Consider the following 16,184-nt stretch of genomic DNA (forward strand, 5'->3'; position numbering starts at 1 on the left):
GATTGTTCGAGCGCTTCAGGTCGAAGCGGGAGCCGGATCGTCGCGGTCGGGGGCAAGCTGGCGGCTGTAGAGCCAGCCGATCCCGATCAGACTGAATCCGAGCGCGACGAACGAGCCGATTCTCGCGAGCCCTTCGAGCCCCGATGCGTCGAAGAGGAAGACCTTGCCTGCCGCGCCGATCATCAGCACCAGCGAGGCGATGCGCCAGTCGTGGCGCTTGGTCCGGATACCCCATAGGAGGAAACCGAGCGCGAGTGCGAGGATCAGGATCGAGCGCAGGATATTCTCCGCCTCGGTAACGCCCGGCGCGGCGAGAAGCGAGCCGTGGAAGAACTGGCGAAGGACCGACCAGGCAAACAATGCGACGAGAAGCATCGTAGCGATCTGCACTGTGCGCTCGATCAAAACCGGCGTCTTGCCCAGCATTGCAGGGATGCGCGTCAGCCCGAGCCAGGGCAGCAGGTAGAGTGGGACGAGCAGGTTGATCAGCGGCCAGCCGCCGACGGCCTGCGCCGACCACAAGGGATTGTGCAGCATCAGGCCATAGAAGAGGGCATGCGCCGTACCCGCGACAATCAGCGGACGCGCCGCGGCAGTCATTGCGCGGGTCATCGCGAACCATCCCGCACCGGTCAGCAACGCCTCCCATATCAGCCTTTGAACAATACCTGTTGCAATAAAGTCCGTGCCCGCGGCAGCCGTAAAGCCGATGCGATAGAACGAATGGATCGCAATGCCGGCGACAAGGGCGGCGAGGCTGAGTGCCGCGATCCATAGCCAGCGGGGCAGCATGTCGCGGATCAACCAGATCGGCGCCCCGAACAGCAACGCGGGAAGCAGCAGTCGCATCAGCAGCGGCTCGGCCATGAGCAGCGCGGTATCGAATTGCATCGGTATGGCGACGAGCGACAGCAAGGCTTTCGTCGACCACGCGAAAAGCGGGAGTGCCGCCCATGCGAGGCTGATCGTTGCGAGAGTCGCTGCAGCCGCGTCGACACGGCCGAAGGGAACGTGCCTTGCGGCAAGAAGCACTGCCGCGCCGCCCAGCGCCGGCACGAGCATCAACGCATTGGCCGGAATGACCTGCGCAAAGGCGCCATATGCGAGCAAGGCTGCCGCGATCTGACCAAGACGGCGCACGATGGGGCCTTCGCCGCGAAACGCGAACAGCAACGCCGCGGCCGCGAGCCCGACCCAGCGCAGGATAGCGAAGCCATCGGTCGTGCCGGCACCTTCGACGAGCCGGGGCAATTCGTCCAGCGCGCGCGGCGTCGCAACCAGCGCGACAAGCGCGGCGCCGACAAATCCCGCAGCCACGCGTTCGATGCGCGGATCGCTTGCGGCCTTCCCGAAAAAGAGAAGGAGGATCGCGACCGCCCCGATACCGAGCGGGGCCAGCCAGACAGGCAGGACGAGCAAGATGGCAAGCGCGAGCAAGGCAGCGCTCGTCGCCGTCAGCCATGCAACGCGGTTGTCGGCGGTGCGTCCTTCGACGTTCCAGCCCCGCGCGATGCCGCCTGCGGCCAACAACGCGCCGCCCAGCGCCACCAGCGCGAGCGTTCCGTCAGCGATCGCCCAAAAATGCCATTTAGCAAGCGGCGCGCCTGCGACCGCGATCGCGCAAAGCTCGAGCGTCGGGCGCAGTCTTTTGGGAGGAGTCCACATCCGCATGATGAGCGGGGCGGCGTGAATGGCCAGGAGCGACAGCCCGATCAGCGTGAACCAAAAGCGTGTGGGATCGGGCCAGGCGGTGAGCAGGGCAAGCGACAGCAGCAGGCTGATCGTGGGAACGATCGCGAAATTGCGCTCGCGCCAGGCCAGCCACTGACCGGCCGCGGCGATCAGCGCGAACAGGCCCCAATGGAGCTGGGTAAAGCCACCATAGCCGACGAGCAAAGTCAGCTGGAGCGCCCCCACGACGGCCGAAGCGGTGCGCAGCGCGGTCGAGCGCGGCCCCTCGAACGCCATCATCGGCAGCGCGATAGCGAGAAGAAGCACGAATCCGCCGATCGAGAGCGACGCGACGACGTCGAGTGCCGCGCTCGCGACGACCATCCACAGACCCCAGCCGATTCCGCCAATCAACGCCGCGAGCGCGAGCCAAGGCCAGCGCCGCGCGCGCGCAACCCCCGCGAGCCCGGCGATCGTGAGCGCCAGATAGACGGCGAGCAGCGGCACATTGGGCTCGACCGCGCCGACCATCGCCGGTGTTGCCAGTCCGCCTGCCAGACCGAGAAGCGCGCTGGGCGGGCCGAAACGGAGCGAGAGGCCGAGCGCCGCAGCGGTGACGAGCGCAAGCGCGAAGAAGGCGAGCAGCGGCCCGATCAACTGATAGACGTTGGCGGCGACGATGATGGCCGCATAGAGCGTCGCGATACCCGCACCGGAGAGCGCTTGCGGCACGCGCACGTCGCGCAGCTTCGCCTCGTTTCGCCAAGCATATTCGGCGCCGCCGATCAGTCCGAGGCCGAAGATCAGTCCGGCGACAATCTGCACGCCGGGGGTGAAGATGCGCGCAAAGAAGCCGGCATCGATGGCATAACGGACGATCAAGACACCGGCGATGGCAAGGGTAAGTCCGCCTGCCCAGATCGGCAGCGTCTTGCCGAATAGATTTTCGAATCGCGATGCGAGGCTCGCTTGGGGTTCGGATGGAGTGGGCTTGACGCGCGGTTCCGGTGTCGGGCCGGGGGCGCCTGTGGGTGCCGGCCGTGCCTTCGGCTCTTCGACGGCTTTGGGTGACGATATGGACGGCTGCGGTGTGACATGTGCCGCGATGGCGGCGGATTTGGCCGGTGCGATCGGATCCACTTCCTGGGCGTCAGGTGCAAGCTTTTGGGGCTGCGCGCTCTCCTCCAGCGATGAGCCAGCCCCGCGTTGTAGCGCGCCGATCCGCTTCGCCGCTTCGAGCAAAGTTGCCTCGGCCCGTTTCAACCGGCTGCGCGTGTCCATCAACAGGATGAACAGGATAAAGATGGCAAGAAACGCGAAGAAGTCGAACACGTTAATCCCTTCAGCCTGCCTCCCTAGCAGGCCGCGGGAGCAATTTCGATCTGTTTGGCAAGGCGAGCAAATTTCGGCTCGCCTTCGGTCGCGGCTGCGGCGGACCCACGTCCGCCGCAGCCGGTATCGTCAGCTGCGAATGAACGCGAGCAAGTCGGGGTTGATGACGTCGGCGTGGGTGGTCAACATGCCGTGCGGAAAGCCGGGGTAGATTTTCAGCGTGCCATTCTGCAGCATTTTGACCTGCAGCAGGGCGGCATTGGCGTAGGGAACGACCTGATCGTCGTCGCCCTGCAATACCAGCGTCGGAACCGAGATGGCTTTCAAATCCTCGGTCTGGTCGGTTTCCGAAAAGGCTTTGATGCCTTCATAATGCGCCAGCGCGCTGCCCATCATGCTCTGGCGCCACCAGTTGCGGATTATGGCCTCTGACACCTTCGCGGCGGGGCGATTGAAGCCATAGAAAGGGCCCGATGCCACATCGAGGAAAAAGCCTGCGCGATCGGCGGCGAGTGCCTTGCGGAAATCGTCGAACATGGCGAGGGGCGTGCCGTCAGGATTGGCTTCGGTCTGGACCATCAGCGGCGGTATTGCGCTGACCAGCACCGCCTTCGCGACGCGGCCCTGCGGCTGGCCATATTTGGCGACATAGCGTGCGACCTGCCCGCCGCCGGTCGAATGGCCGATATGCACCGCGTTTCTGAGGTCGAGATGTTCGACAACCGCTGAGGCGTCGGCAGCATAATGGTCCATGTCATGGCCGGTGTCGGTCTGCGACGAACGGCCATGTCCCCGGCGGTCGTGCGCAACGACGCGGTAGCCGTTGGCGAGGAAGAAGAGCATTTGCGTGTCCCAATCGTCCGACGATAACGGCCAGCCGTGATGGAACATGATCGGTTGGGCATCCTTGGGACCCCAGTCTTTGTAGAAGATTTCGGTGCCGTCAGAGGTGGTGACAAAAGCCATGATCATTCTCCGTTACCGCGAAGCGGGCCAAATGCCGTCGATGGCCGGAACATCGTCGCTGCGATCCGGTGACGCCATTATACGCAGGTTTTGGGTCGCACCGATGACGCTAAACTTGCGTATAATGGCCTGGAACTGGCCGATCAGCGACCATCTGTTCGATGTCATCACTGTTGCGCTCTGGCCTTCGCTCGTCCAGCCTGTTTTCACCCAGGCATTTCCGTCCCGGGTGGCTGCGGGAATTGATGATGCGCGACGATGCCGAGGGGGTGCAATTGTCAAGACGCCTGCACGGCGCGGCGGCTTTACTCTTCGCACTTGCGATCTTTTCGCTGGATGTCCTGACGCCGCTGCAAGGCGCGGTCGCGGTTCTTTACACCATCGTCGTCCTTATCATGGCGCGCGCGCATCACCGCGCGTCGATGCTGTTTGCCGGCGCCGTCTCGGCGCTTCTTGCTTTCGGTGGCTATTACATCAGCCATTGGGGCGACCCGCCGGGTTCGGCGACCATGCGGCTCGGGGTCAGTCTCGTCGCGATCGGCATCACGACGCTGCTGTGCGTCCGCCATCAGGCCGCGATCGAAGAGCGGCGCCGGTCCGATGCGCGCTATCGCACCATTTTCAATGCGGCCGGCTTGCCGATCTGGGAAGGCGACTGGTCGGAGGCCCATGCCGCCGTGCGCAGAGGCGAGCCGCTTGATCCGTCCACAATCGACCGGATTGCGCGCGCGGCGACCATTCTCGACGCCAACGATGCGGCGGCTCGGCTCTTTGGCCTGCCCGATCGAAAGGCGCTGATTGGCAGGACGATCATCGATAATCATACGCCCGCGGCGCAGGCGACATTGGGAGCGATCGTCGCTGCGCTGGCACGGGGCGAGACGCTGATCGAGCAAGAAACGCAATTTGTTTCGGCATCGGGCGACATCGTCGATGTGGTTTTGCACATCACCCTGCCGCCCGGCGACTACGGCTGGAAACGCGTGCTGGTCATGGCGCTCGATGTGACCGAACGGAACCGCGCGCAGGCCCGCCTTGCGCAATCGCAGGCAGAGTTGACGCATGTGTCGCGGGTGACAACCCTGGGGCAGCTTGCCGCGTCGATCGCACATGAAGTCAATCAGCCGTTGTCCGCGGTGGTGACTTACGCGAAATCCGGCAAGCGCTGGCTTGCGCGCGAAGCTCCCGAGGCGCCGGAAGTTTCGGAATGCCTCGACCAGATCGCGGCAAATGGTACGCGCGCGGCCGACGTGATAGCGCGCATCCGCGATATCGCGCGCAAGGCCGATCCCGAACGCGGCGTCATCGAATTGGCGCCGCTGATCGACGAAACGGTGGCATTGCTGCGGCGCGACCTGCAGACGCACGGCGTTGCAATTCGGGTGACGGTTCCGGAAGGGGTGGCGCCTATTGCTGGCGACCGGGTGCAAATCCAGCAGGTGCTCATGAATCTGATGCTCAATGCCGAGCAGGCAATGGCGGACACACCGCTCGATCAGCGCGGACTATGTGTCGATGTGATACCGGACGAGGATGCGATAATTGTAGCCGTGAGTGATTGCGGCACGGGGATAAAGGTCGATCCCGAAAGTCTGTTCGCGCCCTTCTTCACCACCAAATCGACAGGACTTGGGATGGGGCTTTCGATCTGCCGTTCGATCATCGAGCAGCATGGCGGCTCGCTGTCGGCCGCCGATAATGAGCAACGGGGCGCGACTTTCCGGTTTCGTCTCCCGATCGCAGATGCGCAGGAGCGACGGACATGACGGATGAAGCGCTGGTCCATGTGATCGACGATGATCCCGGGATGCGCGGTGCGTTGGGCAGCCTGCTGCGCTCGGCGGGTTTCGAGGTCGCATTGCATGCGTCCACGGACGGATTTCGCGATGCTGTGACGGTCGATATTCCGTCATGCCTTGTGCTCGACATCCGGCTGCGCGGTGAAAACGGCCTCGATTTTCAGGACTGGCTGGCGGCCGAGCGGTATGAGATTCCGGTCATTCTCATCACGGGGCACGGCGATATTCCGATGACCGTGCGCGGCATGAAGGCGGGTGCGATCGATTTCCTGCCCAAGCCATTCAGCGATGAGCAAATGCTGGACGCCGTTGCGAACGGTATCGCGAAAAGCAGGGAACGGCTTGAAGCCGGGGTCGAGATCGCCCGGTTGAAGCAGGGGTATGCAAAGCTGACCCCGCGCGAGGCCGAGGTGATGAGCCTGGTCGTCACCGGCTTGATGAACAAGCAGGTCGCTGCGCGGCTGGATCTGTCGGAAATCACCGTAAAGATCCACCGCGGCAACGTGATGAAGAAGATGGAGGCCCAGTCGCTCGCCGATCTTGTGCGCATGGCCGAGCAACTCGGCGTTCGCGACGAGAGCATCCACAGGTTTAACATCTGAGTATGATGGCGGAACCGGTGATTAGGCTGCAAACAGGCAGGGCAATGTGGCGCGCCGCGCCGTAACTTTTTGCTGGAGTGACCGGGTTCGTGTCTGTTTCCCCCGCCATCGCGATCGTCGATGATGACCCCGACGTTCGGGGCAGCCTCGACAGCCTGCTTCGTTCGGCGATGATGAGCCCCCATTGTTTTGCCAGTGCGGAGGAAATGCTCGTCGCAGGAATAGAAGCCGAACTCGCGTGCGTTGTTACCGACCAGCATATGCCCGGCATGACCGGACTCGCGCTTCAGGCCGAAATTCGCCGGCGCGGCTGGCATCTCCCGGTCATCATCGTGACCGCCTATCCGACGGAGGTCGTCCGCGAACAGGCGGAGAAAGCCGGGGCGGCCGCTTTCTTGACCAAACCGGTCGATCCGGACGGCCTGATCGAGGCCATCGAACGGGCCATCGGCTAGATCGCGATCGCTTCCGGTTTCGCCCTGGCGGCCAGCCATGGTTCGATGCGCCGGATCGCCTCTTCGATCAGATCGGTCGAGACGGCGAAGCTGAGACGGATGAATTCGTTACCCTTCACGGGGTCGAAGTCCACGCCGGGGGCGATGGCAACGCCCGTATCGAGCAGCAGGGCTTCGCAGAAGGCGAGGCTGTCATTCGTCAGATGGCCGACGTCGGCGTAGATATAGAAAGCCCCGTCGGGTGGCGCGATCCGCCGCAAACCCATTCGCGGAAGGGCTTCGAGCAGGAGGTCGCGATTGCGCGCATAAGTGTGGATATGACCCTCAAGCTCCTCGCGGCAATCGAAAGCGATCAGGCCGGCGTGCTGGGCGAGTGACGGCGGCGTCAGAAACAGATTCCCCATTCTGGCCCGCGCAGCGTCGATCAACGTCGCGGGAACCACGAGCCAGCCGAGGCGCCATCCAGCCATGCTGAAATATTTCGAGAAGCTGTTCACGATCAGCGCGTCGGGCGCGTGCTGCAGCATCGATTCGGCCGGAAGCGTGTAGCTCAGTCCATGATATATCTCGTCCGAAACAAGCGCGATGCAGCGGCGTTTGCAGACGTCCGCGATGGCCCGGAGTTCTTCCGGCGGTATAATCGTACCGGTGGGGTTGGCGGGGCTCGCGATAATCAGGCCATCCGGCGCGGGCTCCAGCTGTTCGATGGCGTCGGCCGTGATCTGGAACCGTTCGGCTTCGCCGCAGGCCAATTCCACCGGGACGAGATGCAACGCCTTGAGCGTATTCCGGTAAGCGACATAGCCGGGACGCGCGAGTGCGACCTTGTCGCCGGGCGAAAACAGGCAAGAGAGGGCGAGCACGAAAGCCGGCGAGGCGCCGCAGGTGAGGATAACCTGTTCGGGGTCCACCGCGACACCATAGGCATCGTCATAATGCGCCGCGATCCGGGCTTTCAGTCCCGGACTTTCCCAATAACCCATGCCATCGGTGTCGAGGATGTCGTGCGCGGCCGCAATCGCTGGCGCGGGGGCGCCGGTCGAGGGCTGACCAAATTCCATATGAATTACCGACCGGCCCTCCGAACGAAGCCGGTGCGCCAGCCGACTGATCGTTATGGCATGAAAGGGGTCGATCTCGATCGGCATGAAAACTGGCTCCCCCTGAATATCGGTGCATGCCTTACGGCTGCTGATCCCTGCGGAAGGGGGTCTGGCGGAGCGGGAGGGATTCGAACCCTCGATACGCTTTTGACGTATACTCACTTTCCAGGCGAGCGCCTTCGACCACTCGGCCACCGCTCCGCATGCACTGGAAGGGGCGCCCTAATCGCTTGGCGGGGCTTTCGCAAGCCGATTGGGCGTGGCAGACATCGGCCATGAAACATCTCGTCCTGACGGCCGTCGCGGCCGCTTCGCTCATCCATCCCGCGTCGGCCGAAGAGCCAGCGTCGATTCCCTCGCCGGGTGAGATCGTCGCTGCGGCGCCGGCAAGCGACTGGGTCGCGATTGCCCCATCCGATTTGCTGGTGATGGACCTTGTTGCGGACGCTGGCGGCGAGGCGCGCCGCGTCGTCATCCAGTTGATGCCCGCACCGTTCAGCCAGGGGTGGATCGGCAACATCCGCAAGCTCGCAGCCGCGCATTGGTGGGATGGGACGAGCATCAACCGCGTGCAGGACAATTATGTCGCGCAATGGGGCGATGCGACCGAGAAGAAGGCGCTGCCGGCGGGTTTGGCGGTGGTGCCGGAGAGCGGATATGCGATCTCCGACCCGGCGAGCGGGCGAGTGACCGTCGGTGGCAAACCAGCCATCCGGCTATCGAAAGACGAAGCGAACCGGCGGTCGAAACGGTTTGAACAAACCGGGAAGGGCGATATTTTCGGCGGACGGTCGATGGCCGATGCCTATGCGCCGGAAGTGATGTTCGAATCCGGATGGCCGATCGCCTATTCCGGCAGTCAGGTTCCAGACAGCCGCTGGCCCGTCCATTGCTATGGCGCGGTCGGCGTCGGCCGCAATATGTCGCCCGATACCGGGTCGGGGGCAGAACTATACGCCGTAATCGGCCATGCGCCGCGCCATCTCGACCGCAATATTGCGCTGGTCGGCCGCGTGATCAGCGGAATCGAGCATCTTTCCAGTCTGCCGCGGGGGACCGGCGCGCTCGGATTCTACGAGGATGCGGCAGAGCGCGTCGCGATCACTGCGATCCGCGTCGCGACCGAATTGCCTGCCGCAGACCAGCCGCGCTTCGAATATCTGTCGACCGACAGCGATAGCTTCGACCGCTATGCCGATGCGCGGCAGAACCGGCGCGACCCCTTTTTCATCAAGCCCGCTGGCGGCGCCGACATCTGCAATATTCCGGTGCCCGTGCGCCCGATTCAAGCGAAATAGGCCCTTGGAGGATTTCACCGTCACGACGCCGCTCTGGCGCTGGCAGTCGGCGACCGCGCCCGCCGCGTGGTTCTTCGTCACGATCGCGGGTGAGGTTGCCGACGGCATCCGGCTGGCCGCAATTGGCGGTCAGTGGCTCGACGGACGAAAGGGATTCGGCTCGGCGAAGGTTCGCGCGACAATCGGCGATACGAGCTGGAGCACGTCGGTCTTTCCGCACAAGGAAAGCGGTGGATGGCTGCTTCCGGTCAAGGCCGCGGTGCGCAAGGCCGAAGGAATCATCGAAGGCGACGAGGTGACGGTGACCGTCAGTCTTTAGGCGCGGTGTCAGGCTTCGCTTCGCGAGCCTGCGCCTTGCGTTTGCGCAGATTGGCGCGCAGCGCCTCAGCGAGGCGGCGTTCGCGTTCGATATCGGCGGGGGAGGGCGTTTTGCTCACGAAATCGGCCATGCCCGCGAAATCGCCACATCGTCAAGCCTCGCACCTTGACAGGCGGAAGGCGTCCCGCCATAGGCCGCGCCTGCCCCGGCGACATGCGTCGGAGGCGTATCGGTTGCTGCTGTAGCTCAGTGGTAGAGCGCGTCATTGGTAATGACGAGGTCGACAGTTCAATCCTGTCCAGCAGCACCATTTCCTTATCACGATCAAAAGCCCGTCAAGCGGCGGTCAAACGGCGCCGATCGAGCCCTTGCAATTGCGTCCCCGGATCGATGGACCATTTGATCGGAACCGCCTTGTCGTCGACCTGCCATTTGCCGAACTGAATCAGCGGCAGGGCGTCGCCCCGAACTTTCGACAATACCATGAACCGGGCCTTTGGATGCGATCGCACCAGTTCGAGCCGGCGAAATTCGAGTGCGACATCCTTGCGTTTCAGGTCGGTCGTTCGCCACAAGACGATCCGCGACGCTTGCGGTGCATCGACCGAAACATCGATGATCGCGCGGCCGCCATAACGGGCATGGCGTCCATAGTCGTCGCCGCTGGAGCCCATATTGATGGCACCGGCATTTGACGGAAGGTCGGCGCCAGTGGTCCGAACCCGGCCCGTCACCAGAAAGCTGTGGCCGTGCATTTCCGAAAAGATCAACGCGCTTTGCCCGCTTTTGCCAATGAATTCGCCATGGGCTTCATTATGGTTGCCCGCGAGAACGACACCGTTGGTGAACAGGCCCCGATAGCTGCTGAATTCGGTGTTTCCGTGGAAATTTGCTCCGGCAAGGCCCCCTTTGGCGTCCGACGAGGCCGTCCCTTCGAAGTGAATGTCACGGTTCATGCCGATCAGTCCGTCGGTGCCTTTGCCGCCGCCACCGGTCGCAATTCCATTGAAATATCCGTGGGCCATGCCGCTCAGCCGGATCGACTGGCAGGCGTCAATGGAGATGCCGTAACCGTCGAACCGGTTCGATCGTTGGCGCGCTTGCAGATTTTTGCCCGCCATCTCGAAGCAATCCAGAATGTCGATTGCCGCGACGCTGCCACCTTCTGCTTGCACATTGCTGATATCGGACCGATCGAGGCCGATAAATCGAGCGGCGAACTGGATATTGTCGGGTGCCAGGACGCGGAGTGTCTTGCACTTCTGGGAAAAACTTGACCCCGGTCGATGCCAGCAGGTGACGCCGGACGCCGGGTAGCTGTCCCGGCAAGCGCCCTCGATCTCCACCGTTCGGGCGTCGATCACGCGGGCGACGCGGAATATCTCCCCTTTGCGATAATAAGGTCGATAACCATTGCCCGCGAAATCCACTGTACCCGAAAGCTGAAAGGCCTCGCCCATGGTCATCTTGTGGGCCGCCTTGAACGCGACGCGTCGATCGCCGATTTTCAGGCTCTCCAAAAGCCCGGGAAGGGGACGTTTGACGGCGCCGTGGACCAGCAGGCACGCGCCCGGGAAATTGGCGGGGTCCGCGCCCCTGAAATCGAAGGTGACGTTGTCGCCGACGACGATGCCGGGGGGGATCGCGATCGGCCGCGAGATTTTGTAGACGCCCGCAATCGGTATCGAGCGGCCTGTCACCGCCATCTCCGCAAAAATGTCGAGCAATTTGTCGGTGGCGTCGGTGCGGCCATCTCCGAAGGATGCCGATTGCGCCTCTCCGCAATTGCCGAGAGCGGATGCAGCGGCAAATCCCGTGGCGAGTGTCAGGGCTTCGCGGCGTCCGATTATCATGGCTGCTGAATCTCCGATAAGCGATGAATAACCGCTGAATTCCGCCGATGCGCTATATTTGCGCTGCGAGCAGCCAATCGTGAAACAGCTTGACCGCCGGCTGGCGCAATGCGCGCGGTCGGCAGACGAACCAGTAACTGTACGGGCTCTCGACGTCGAAATCGAAGAGGCGGACGAGGCGCGGGTCGTGCGCGTCGTCGAAATGGTGGCCGTGCATGAATGCGACGCCGATGCCTTGCGCCGCGGCCTCCAGCATCAGGGGCCCCGAATCGAAATAATCGATCCCCGCTGGTTCGAGATAAGGCATGCCGATCGCCTTTTTCCACTCGGTAAAGGTCTCCGGCATTTCTCGATGGAGCAGGATGGTCATCCGCTGCATCTGTTCGGGAACCGTGATCGCGCGGTCGCCGTCGGTCAGCGTCCGCGACGCAATCGGGAACACTTTGTCCTGGTCGAGCCGCGCTGCGTAGAGCAGGGGATCGATCGAGCGGGAGAGGGCGATCGCAGCATCGATGCCATCGCCCAGCCGTGCTTCGGCATGGGACATGGTGTCGATATCGATATGCAGTTCAGGATGCTGTCGCCGCAGTTCGGGAAGGCGCGGAAACAGACGCTGCTGCGCGAAGAGGGGCAGGACGTTGAGATGCAGGCGAAGCGAGGCTTCGGGGCTGCCGACCCGCTCGATCACCATACGTAGCTCGTCGAGAATCGGCGACAATTGTTCGTGCAGCGCGCGTCCGGTTTCGGTGAGGCTGAGCCCATGGTGATGGCGGTTGAAGAGTGGCCGCCCCACGCCATGTTCGAGCGTCTGAATCCGCCGCGACAGCGCGGGCATCGAAAGGCCGAGCTCGATCGCCGCCGCCTTGACCGTGCCATGGCGGGCGACTTCCAGAAAGGCTTCCATGCTGCTGATGGGGGGAAGGCGTGGCATATCGGTCACGGATGATGGCATGGGGCTGGCGGACATGCCAGAATTTTGTGCGGTGCGTCATAAATTGGATCTGACGTGGGGGTCGCAAATCGGGAACCACCATCCTATCTTTCGCATTCTGACGATTTTGCGGGAGACACGCCTTGGCCGACGCAGAGGTAAAAGAAAAGCAAGTCAAACTGCAGGTGGCGAATTCGCGTGCCGAAGAAAGCGGGGGCGGAATTGCGCGCATTCCGCGGTCGGCGATGGCCGAACTCGGCGTCACCGAAGGCGATATCATCCAGATCAGCGGCAAGCGGGAAACCGCCTCGCGCGTCGTCGCGCCCTATGCCGAGGACGAAGGGCTCGAAGTGATCCGGCTCGACGGTCTCCAGCGCGCGAATGCCGGGGCAGGTGCGGGTGATATGGTTGTCCTGAGCCGCGTCGAGACACGCCCGGCTACGCGTGTCGTATTCGCTCCCGCGCAGGAAAATTTGCGGCTGCAGGGTTCGGCCAATGCACTGAAGCGCAGCTTCTTCGGCCGTCCGTTGGTGGCGGGCGATACGGTCGCGACGGCAGGGCAGCAGCGGCTCGAATCGGGCAATATGCCGCCGCAGCTTCGGCAGATGCTGAACGCGCCCGCCTATGCGCTGGCCGAAGTCCGCCTGCTCGTCGTGTCGGCTAGCCCGAAGGGCGTCGTTTTTATCGACGAAAATACCGAAATCGAACTGCTCCCGGAATATCAGGAACCGCAGGACGCACGCCGGACCGACGTCACCTACGACGATCTTGGCGGGCTGGGCGAGACGATCGACCAACTGCGCGAGATGGTCGAACTGCCGCTGCGCTATCCCGAACTGTTTCGCCGTCTCGGCGTCGATCCGCCGCGCGGTGTGCTGCTTCACGGGCCGCCGGGAACCGGCAAGACGCGCCTTGCGCGCGCGGTCGCCAACGAAAGCGATGCTCAGTTCTTCCTGATCAACGGCCCTGAAATCATGGGCAGCGCCTATGGCGAATCCGAAAAACGGCTGCGCGATATCTTCGAGCAGGCGACGAAGGCTGCGCCCTCGATCCTGTTCATCGATGAAATCGATTCGATCGCTCCCAAGCGCGGGCAGGTGCAGGGCGAAGCCGAGAAGCGCATCGTGGCGCAGCTTCTGACACTGATGGACGGGCTCGAGCCGCGGACCAATCTGGTCGTCATCGCGGCGACAAATCGGCCCGACGCGATCGACGAAGCCCTGCGCCGTCCCGGCCGTTTCGACCGCGAGATCGTAATCGGGGTTCCCGACGAAAGCGGGCGCCGCGAGATATTGGGTATTCATACGCGCGGCATGCCGCTGGCCGAGAATGTCGACCTGACCGAACTGGCGCGGACGACATTCGGCTTCGTCGGCGCCGACATGGCGGCGCTGACGCGCGAGGCGGCGATCGAGGCGGTGCGGCGTATCATGCCGAAACTCGATCTGGCCGAGGGCACGATTCCGCCCGAAGTGCTCGAGGAGCTTCGCGTCACGCGCGAGGACTTCCATAATGCCCTGAAGCGCGTCCAGCCCTCGGCAATGCGCGAGGTGATGGTGCAGGCGCCGAAGACGCGCTGGAGCGACATTGGCGGGCTCGATGCCGCGCGCGACAAGCTCATCGAGGGGATCGAGCTGCCGCTCAAGAACCCCGAGGCGTTCCGCCGGCTGGGCATCCGCCCGGCCAAGGGCTTCCTTCTCTATGGTCCGCCCGGAACGGGCAAGACGTTGCTGGCCAAGGCGGCGGCGCGCGAATCCGACGCCAATTTCATCTCGATCAAATCGTCGGATCTGCTCTCGAAATGGTATGGCGAGAGCGAGCAGCAGATTGCGCGCCTGTTCGCGCGCGCACGCGCCGTCGCGCCGACGATCATCTTCATCGACGAACTCGACAGTCTGGTCCCCGCGCGCGGAAGCGGGACGTCGGGTGAACCGCAGGTCACCGAGCGTGTCGTCAACACGATCCTCGCCGAGATGGACGGGATCGAGGAGATGCAGTCGGTCGTCGTCATCGGCGCTACGAATCGCCCGAACCTGATCGATCCGGCGTTGCTGCGTCCGGGACGGCTCGACGAACTGATCTATGTATCGGTCCCGAATGCCGAAGGGCGCAAGCGTATCCTTGAAATCCAGACGGGCAAGATGCCGCTGGCGAAGGACGTCGATCTGGGCGTGCTGGCTGAAAGAACGGATCGCTTCACCGGCGCCGACTTGGAGGATCTGACCCGGCGCGCGGGCCTTGCGGCGCTCAAGCGTTCGCTCGACAGCGACACGGTGACGATGGAAGATTTCGAAACTGCGCTGAAGGATACCCGCGCGTCGGTGACCGAGGCCATGGAAAAGGATTATGAAAAGATCCAGGGCGAGATCAAGCAGGCGGCAATGAGCGTCGATCCGATCGGCTTCTTTGCGCCGGGCATGCTCAAGCCCTCTCGTGAGCGCAAGCACGAGGAACCGAAAGACTGAGCTGCGACGATCCTAGGGCTGGCTTGGTTTCAACGCCGACCAGCCCCACAGGACCAGCCAGCCGCAGAAACCCGCCATCAGGCCATAAGCGACCATCGGGTGCCAATTATAGAGCAACACCCCGACCGCCGGCGATACGATATAGGCCGATCCGTTGATCGACGCCGTCATCCCTGCGACGCTGCCCTGATCGCGGCGCGGCACCGACAGAGACGCGCCCGCAGTGAAGCCCGGACGGAATAGCCCAAAGCCGAGCGACGCGAGGGCGAAACCGATAATGATTCCGTGAAAATTGAATGACAGGCCGGTCATCACGGTTCCAAGGCCCCCAAGGCTGGCGCCGCACAGGACGGCGGTACGCGGTGACATTTTGAGCAGAGGGATCAAGCCCCATTGCGACAGCAATGTTGCGAAGGCACCTGCCATCAAGACGATCCCTGTCATTGCCGCGCCTTCGTCGGGACGCAGGCGCAGATGCAGTCGGTCGAGGATCAGGAAGCCGATAACGCCGAGCACCATCGCCTGCGCCTGACCGCCGAGCAGGCCCGCGAAAAGCCAGGGGCGCACGCGCTTGTCGGTCCAACGAAGGGGCGGGGCGGTGGCGGCTGAAGGGTCGACGATCTCGTCTTCGCTCTCTTCGGCCGTGGCTTCGGGAGAAGCTGCGGCAGCCGGATAGGCTGCGATATTGCCGCGTGCGGCATAGCGCGGCATGTCGTCGGGCAGGCGCCAGCGCAGCATGATCAGCACACCGAGGCCGATCAGCGCAAAGATGAGCAATGGCCCGGCGAGGCCGACGATTGGCAGGATGAAGAAAGGCGCGATCGCGGGGCCGATGACAGTTCCCAGGCCGAAGGAGGAGGAAACGAGCGACAGCGCCTGCGTCCGCTGCTCGGGATCGGTGCGTGCGGCGACGTAGGCCTGCACCGCGGGAGGCGACGCCGATCCGAAGCCACCGTAAAGGCTGCGAAAGACTGCGAAGACGATGAAGGTAACGCCAGCGGCCAGATAGCCCTGGAGTCCGGCCCAGAGAGTCAATCCGCACAGTGCCATCGAGGACAGGAAGCCGACTACGCCGAGCGCCATCAATGCCTTGCGTCCGCGCTTGTCCGACTGGCGCGCCCAGTGCGGCGCGGTGAGCACCCAGAGCAGCGCGGACCAGCTGAAAGCGAGGCTGACCCAGACGTCGGGAATATGAAGTTTGGCGCCGATCGCGGGCAGTATGGACTGCATCGCCGTATTGCCTGCTGCGGCGACCAGCATAACGGCAAACAGCACGGCCATGCGGTCGGAGGGAATGGAATGCGATGTGGTCGCCATATTCGCCCCCTCCTTGGCTTTGGTCGGTAACGCCGCCTCTCCCTACACGCGAGTGCCTGTCTGTCCAGAGTCA

The 16,184-nt window shown here is 63.4% G+C and carries 13 protein-coding genes and 2 tRNA genes; 7 read left to right on the forward strand and 8 right to left on the reverse strand.

Features of this window, described 5'->3' with window-relative positions; translation table 11 throughout:
- Nucleotides 1-15 precede the first annotated feature (15 nt).
- Entirely contained in the window at nt 16-3,003 is a 2,988-nt protein-coding gene (locus BLW56_RS12205) for a DUF2339 domain-containing protein (RefSeq protein ID WP_093510992.1), read from the reverse strand.
- Between the two features lie 129 nt (nt 3,004-3,132).
- A complete protein-coding gene (locus BLW56_RS12210; RefSeq protein WP_093511567.1) occupies nt 3,133-3,969 on the reverse strand; it encodes an alpha/beta fold hydrolase in 837 nt (278 codons plus the stop codon).
- Nucleotides 3,970-4,478: 509 nt separating this feature from the next.
- On the opposite strand from BLW56_RS12210, the gene BLW56_RS12215 reads away from it, so the two are divergent.
- From BLW56_RS12215 to BLW56_RS12225, 3 genes are all read left to right on the forward strand, one after another.
- Nucleotides 4,479-5,735 (forward strand): sensor histidine kinase, encoded by a 1,257-nt coding sequence (locus tag BLW56_RS12215; RefSeq protein ID WP_177175956.1) that lies wholly within the window; start codon nt 4,479-4,481, stop codon nt 5,733-5,735.
- Nucleotides 5,732-6,370 (forward strand): response regulator transcription factor, encoded by a 639-nt coding sequence (locus BLW56_RS12220; protein WP_093510994.1) that lies wholly within the window; start codon nt 5,732-5,734, stop codon nt 6,368-6,370. Before BLW56_RS12215 ends, BLW56_RS12220 begins: the two co-directional genes overlap by 4 nt.
- An 89-nt stretch (nt 6,371-6,459) precedes the next feature.
- On the forward strand, nt 6,460-6,825 hold the full coding sequence (locus tag BLW56_RS12225) for a response regulator transcription factor (protein WP_177175957.1): 366 nt from the start codon (nt 6,460-6,462) through the stop codon (nt 6,823-6,825).
- Here the strand turns inward: BLW56_RS12225 and BLW56_RS12230 are convergent.
- On the reverse strand, nt 6,822-7,973 hold the full coding sequence (locus BLW56_RS12230) for an aminotransferase class I/II-fold pyridoxal phosphate-dependent enzyme (protein WP_093510996.1): 1,152 nt from the start codon (nt 7,971-7,973) through the stop codon (nt 6,822-6,824). The genes BLW56_RS12225 and BLW56_RS12230 overlap by 4 nt on opposite strands.
- A gap of 65 nt (nt 7,974-8,038) precedes the next feature.
- Nucleotides 8,039-8,129: transfer RNA gene (locus tag BLW56_RS12235), tRNA-Ser, on the reverse strand.
- A gap of 74 nt (nt 8,130-8,203) precedes the next feature.
- Between BLW56_RS12235 and BLW56_RS12240 the strand changes: the two genes are divergently transcribed.
- Complete coding sequence (locus BLW56_RS12240; RefSeq protein WP_093510997.1) at nt 8,204-9,226, forward strand: peptidylprolyl isomerase; 1,023 nt, start codon at nt 8,204-8,206, stop codon at nt 9,224-9,226.
- A gap of 4 nt (nt 9,227-9,230) precedes the next feature.
- Entirely contained in the window at nt 9,231-9,545 is a 315-nt protein-coding gene (locus BLW56_RS12245; RefSeq protein ID WP_093510998.1) for a DUF1905 domain-containing protein, read from the forward strand.
- Here BLW56_RS12245 and BLW56_RS20910 read toward each other — a convergent pair.
- Nucleotides 9,535-9,663: a hypothetical protein gene (locus BLW56_RS20910; RefSeq protein ID WP_256203438.1), complete on the reverse strand. Its 129-nt coding sequence runs from the start codon at nt 9,661-9,663 to the stop codon at nt 9,535-9,537. The genes BLW56_RS12245 and BLW56_RS20910 overlap by 11 nt on opposite strands.
- 117 nt (nt 9,664-9,780) lie before the next feature.
- Between BLW56_RS20910 and BLW56_RS12250 the strand changes: the two genes are divergently transcribed.
- A tRNA-Thr gene (locus BLW56_RS12250) sits at nt 9,781-9,855 on the forward strand.
- Between the two features lie 25 nt (nt 9,856-9,880).
- Here the strand turns inward: BLW56_RS12250 and BLW56_RS12255 are convergent.
- Complete coding sequence (locus tag BLW56_RS12255; protein ID WP_093510999.1) at nt 9,881-11,398, reverse strand: hypothetical protein; 1,518 nt, start codon at nt 11,396-11,398, stop codon at nt 9,881-9,883.
- A 52-nt stretch (nt 11,399-11,450) separates the two neighbouring features.
- Entirely contained in the window at nt 11,451-12,329 is an 879-nt protein-coding gene (locus tag BLW56_RS12260; RefSeq protein ID WP_093511568.1) for a LysR substrate-binding domain-containing protein, read from the reverse strand.
- A gap of 143 nt (nt 12,330-12,472) precedes the next feature.
- Between BLW56_RS12260 and BLW56_RS12265 the strand changes: the two genes are divergently transcribed.
- Nucleotides 12,473-14,794, forward strand: coding sequence for a CDC48 family AAA ATPase (locus tag BLW56_RS12265; protein ID WP_093511000.1), 2,322 nt, complete (start codon nt 12,473-12,475; stop codon nt 14,792-14,794).
- A 12-nt stretch (nt 14,795-14,806) separates the two neighbouring features.
- Here BLW56_RS12265 and BLW56_RS12270 read toward each other — a convergent pair whose 3' ends face one another.
- Entirely contained in the window at nt 14,807-16,111 is a 1,305-nt protein-coding gene (locus tag BLW56_RS12270; RefSeq protein ID WP_093511001.1) for an MFS transporter, read from the reverse strand.
- Nucleotides 16,112-16,184 lie beyond the last annotated feature (73 nt).

Origin of the sequence: Sphingopyxis sp. YR583 (assembly GCF_900108295.1) — a bacterium.
In the GTDB taxonomy this organism is placed as follows: domain Bacteria; phylum Pseudomonadota; class Alphaproteobacteria; order Sphingomonadales; family Sphingomonadaceae; genus Sphingopyxis.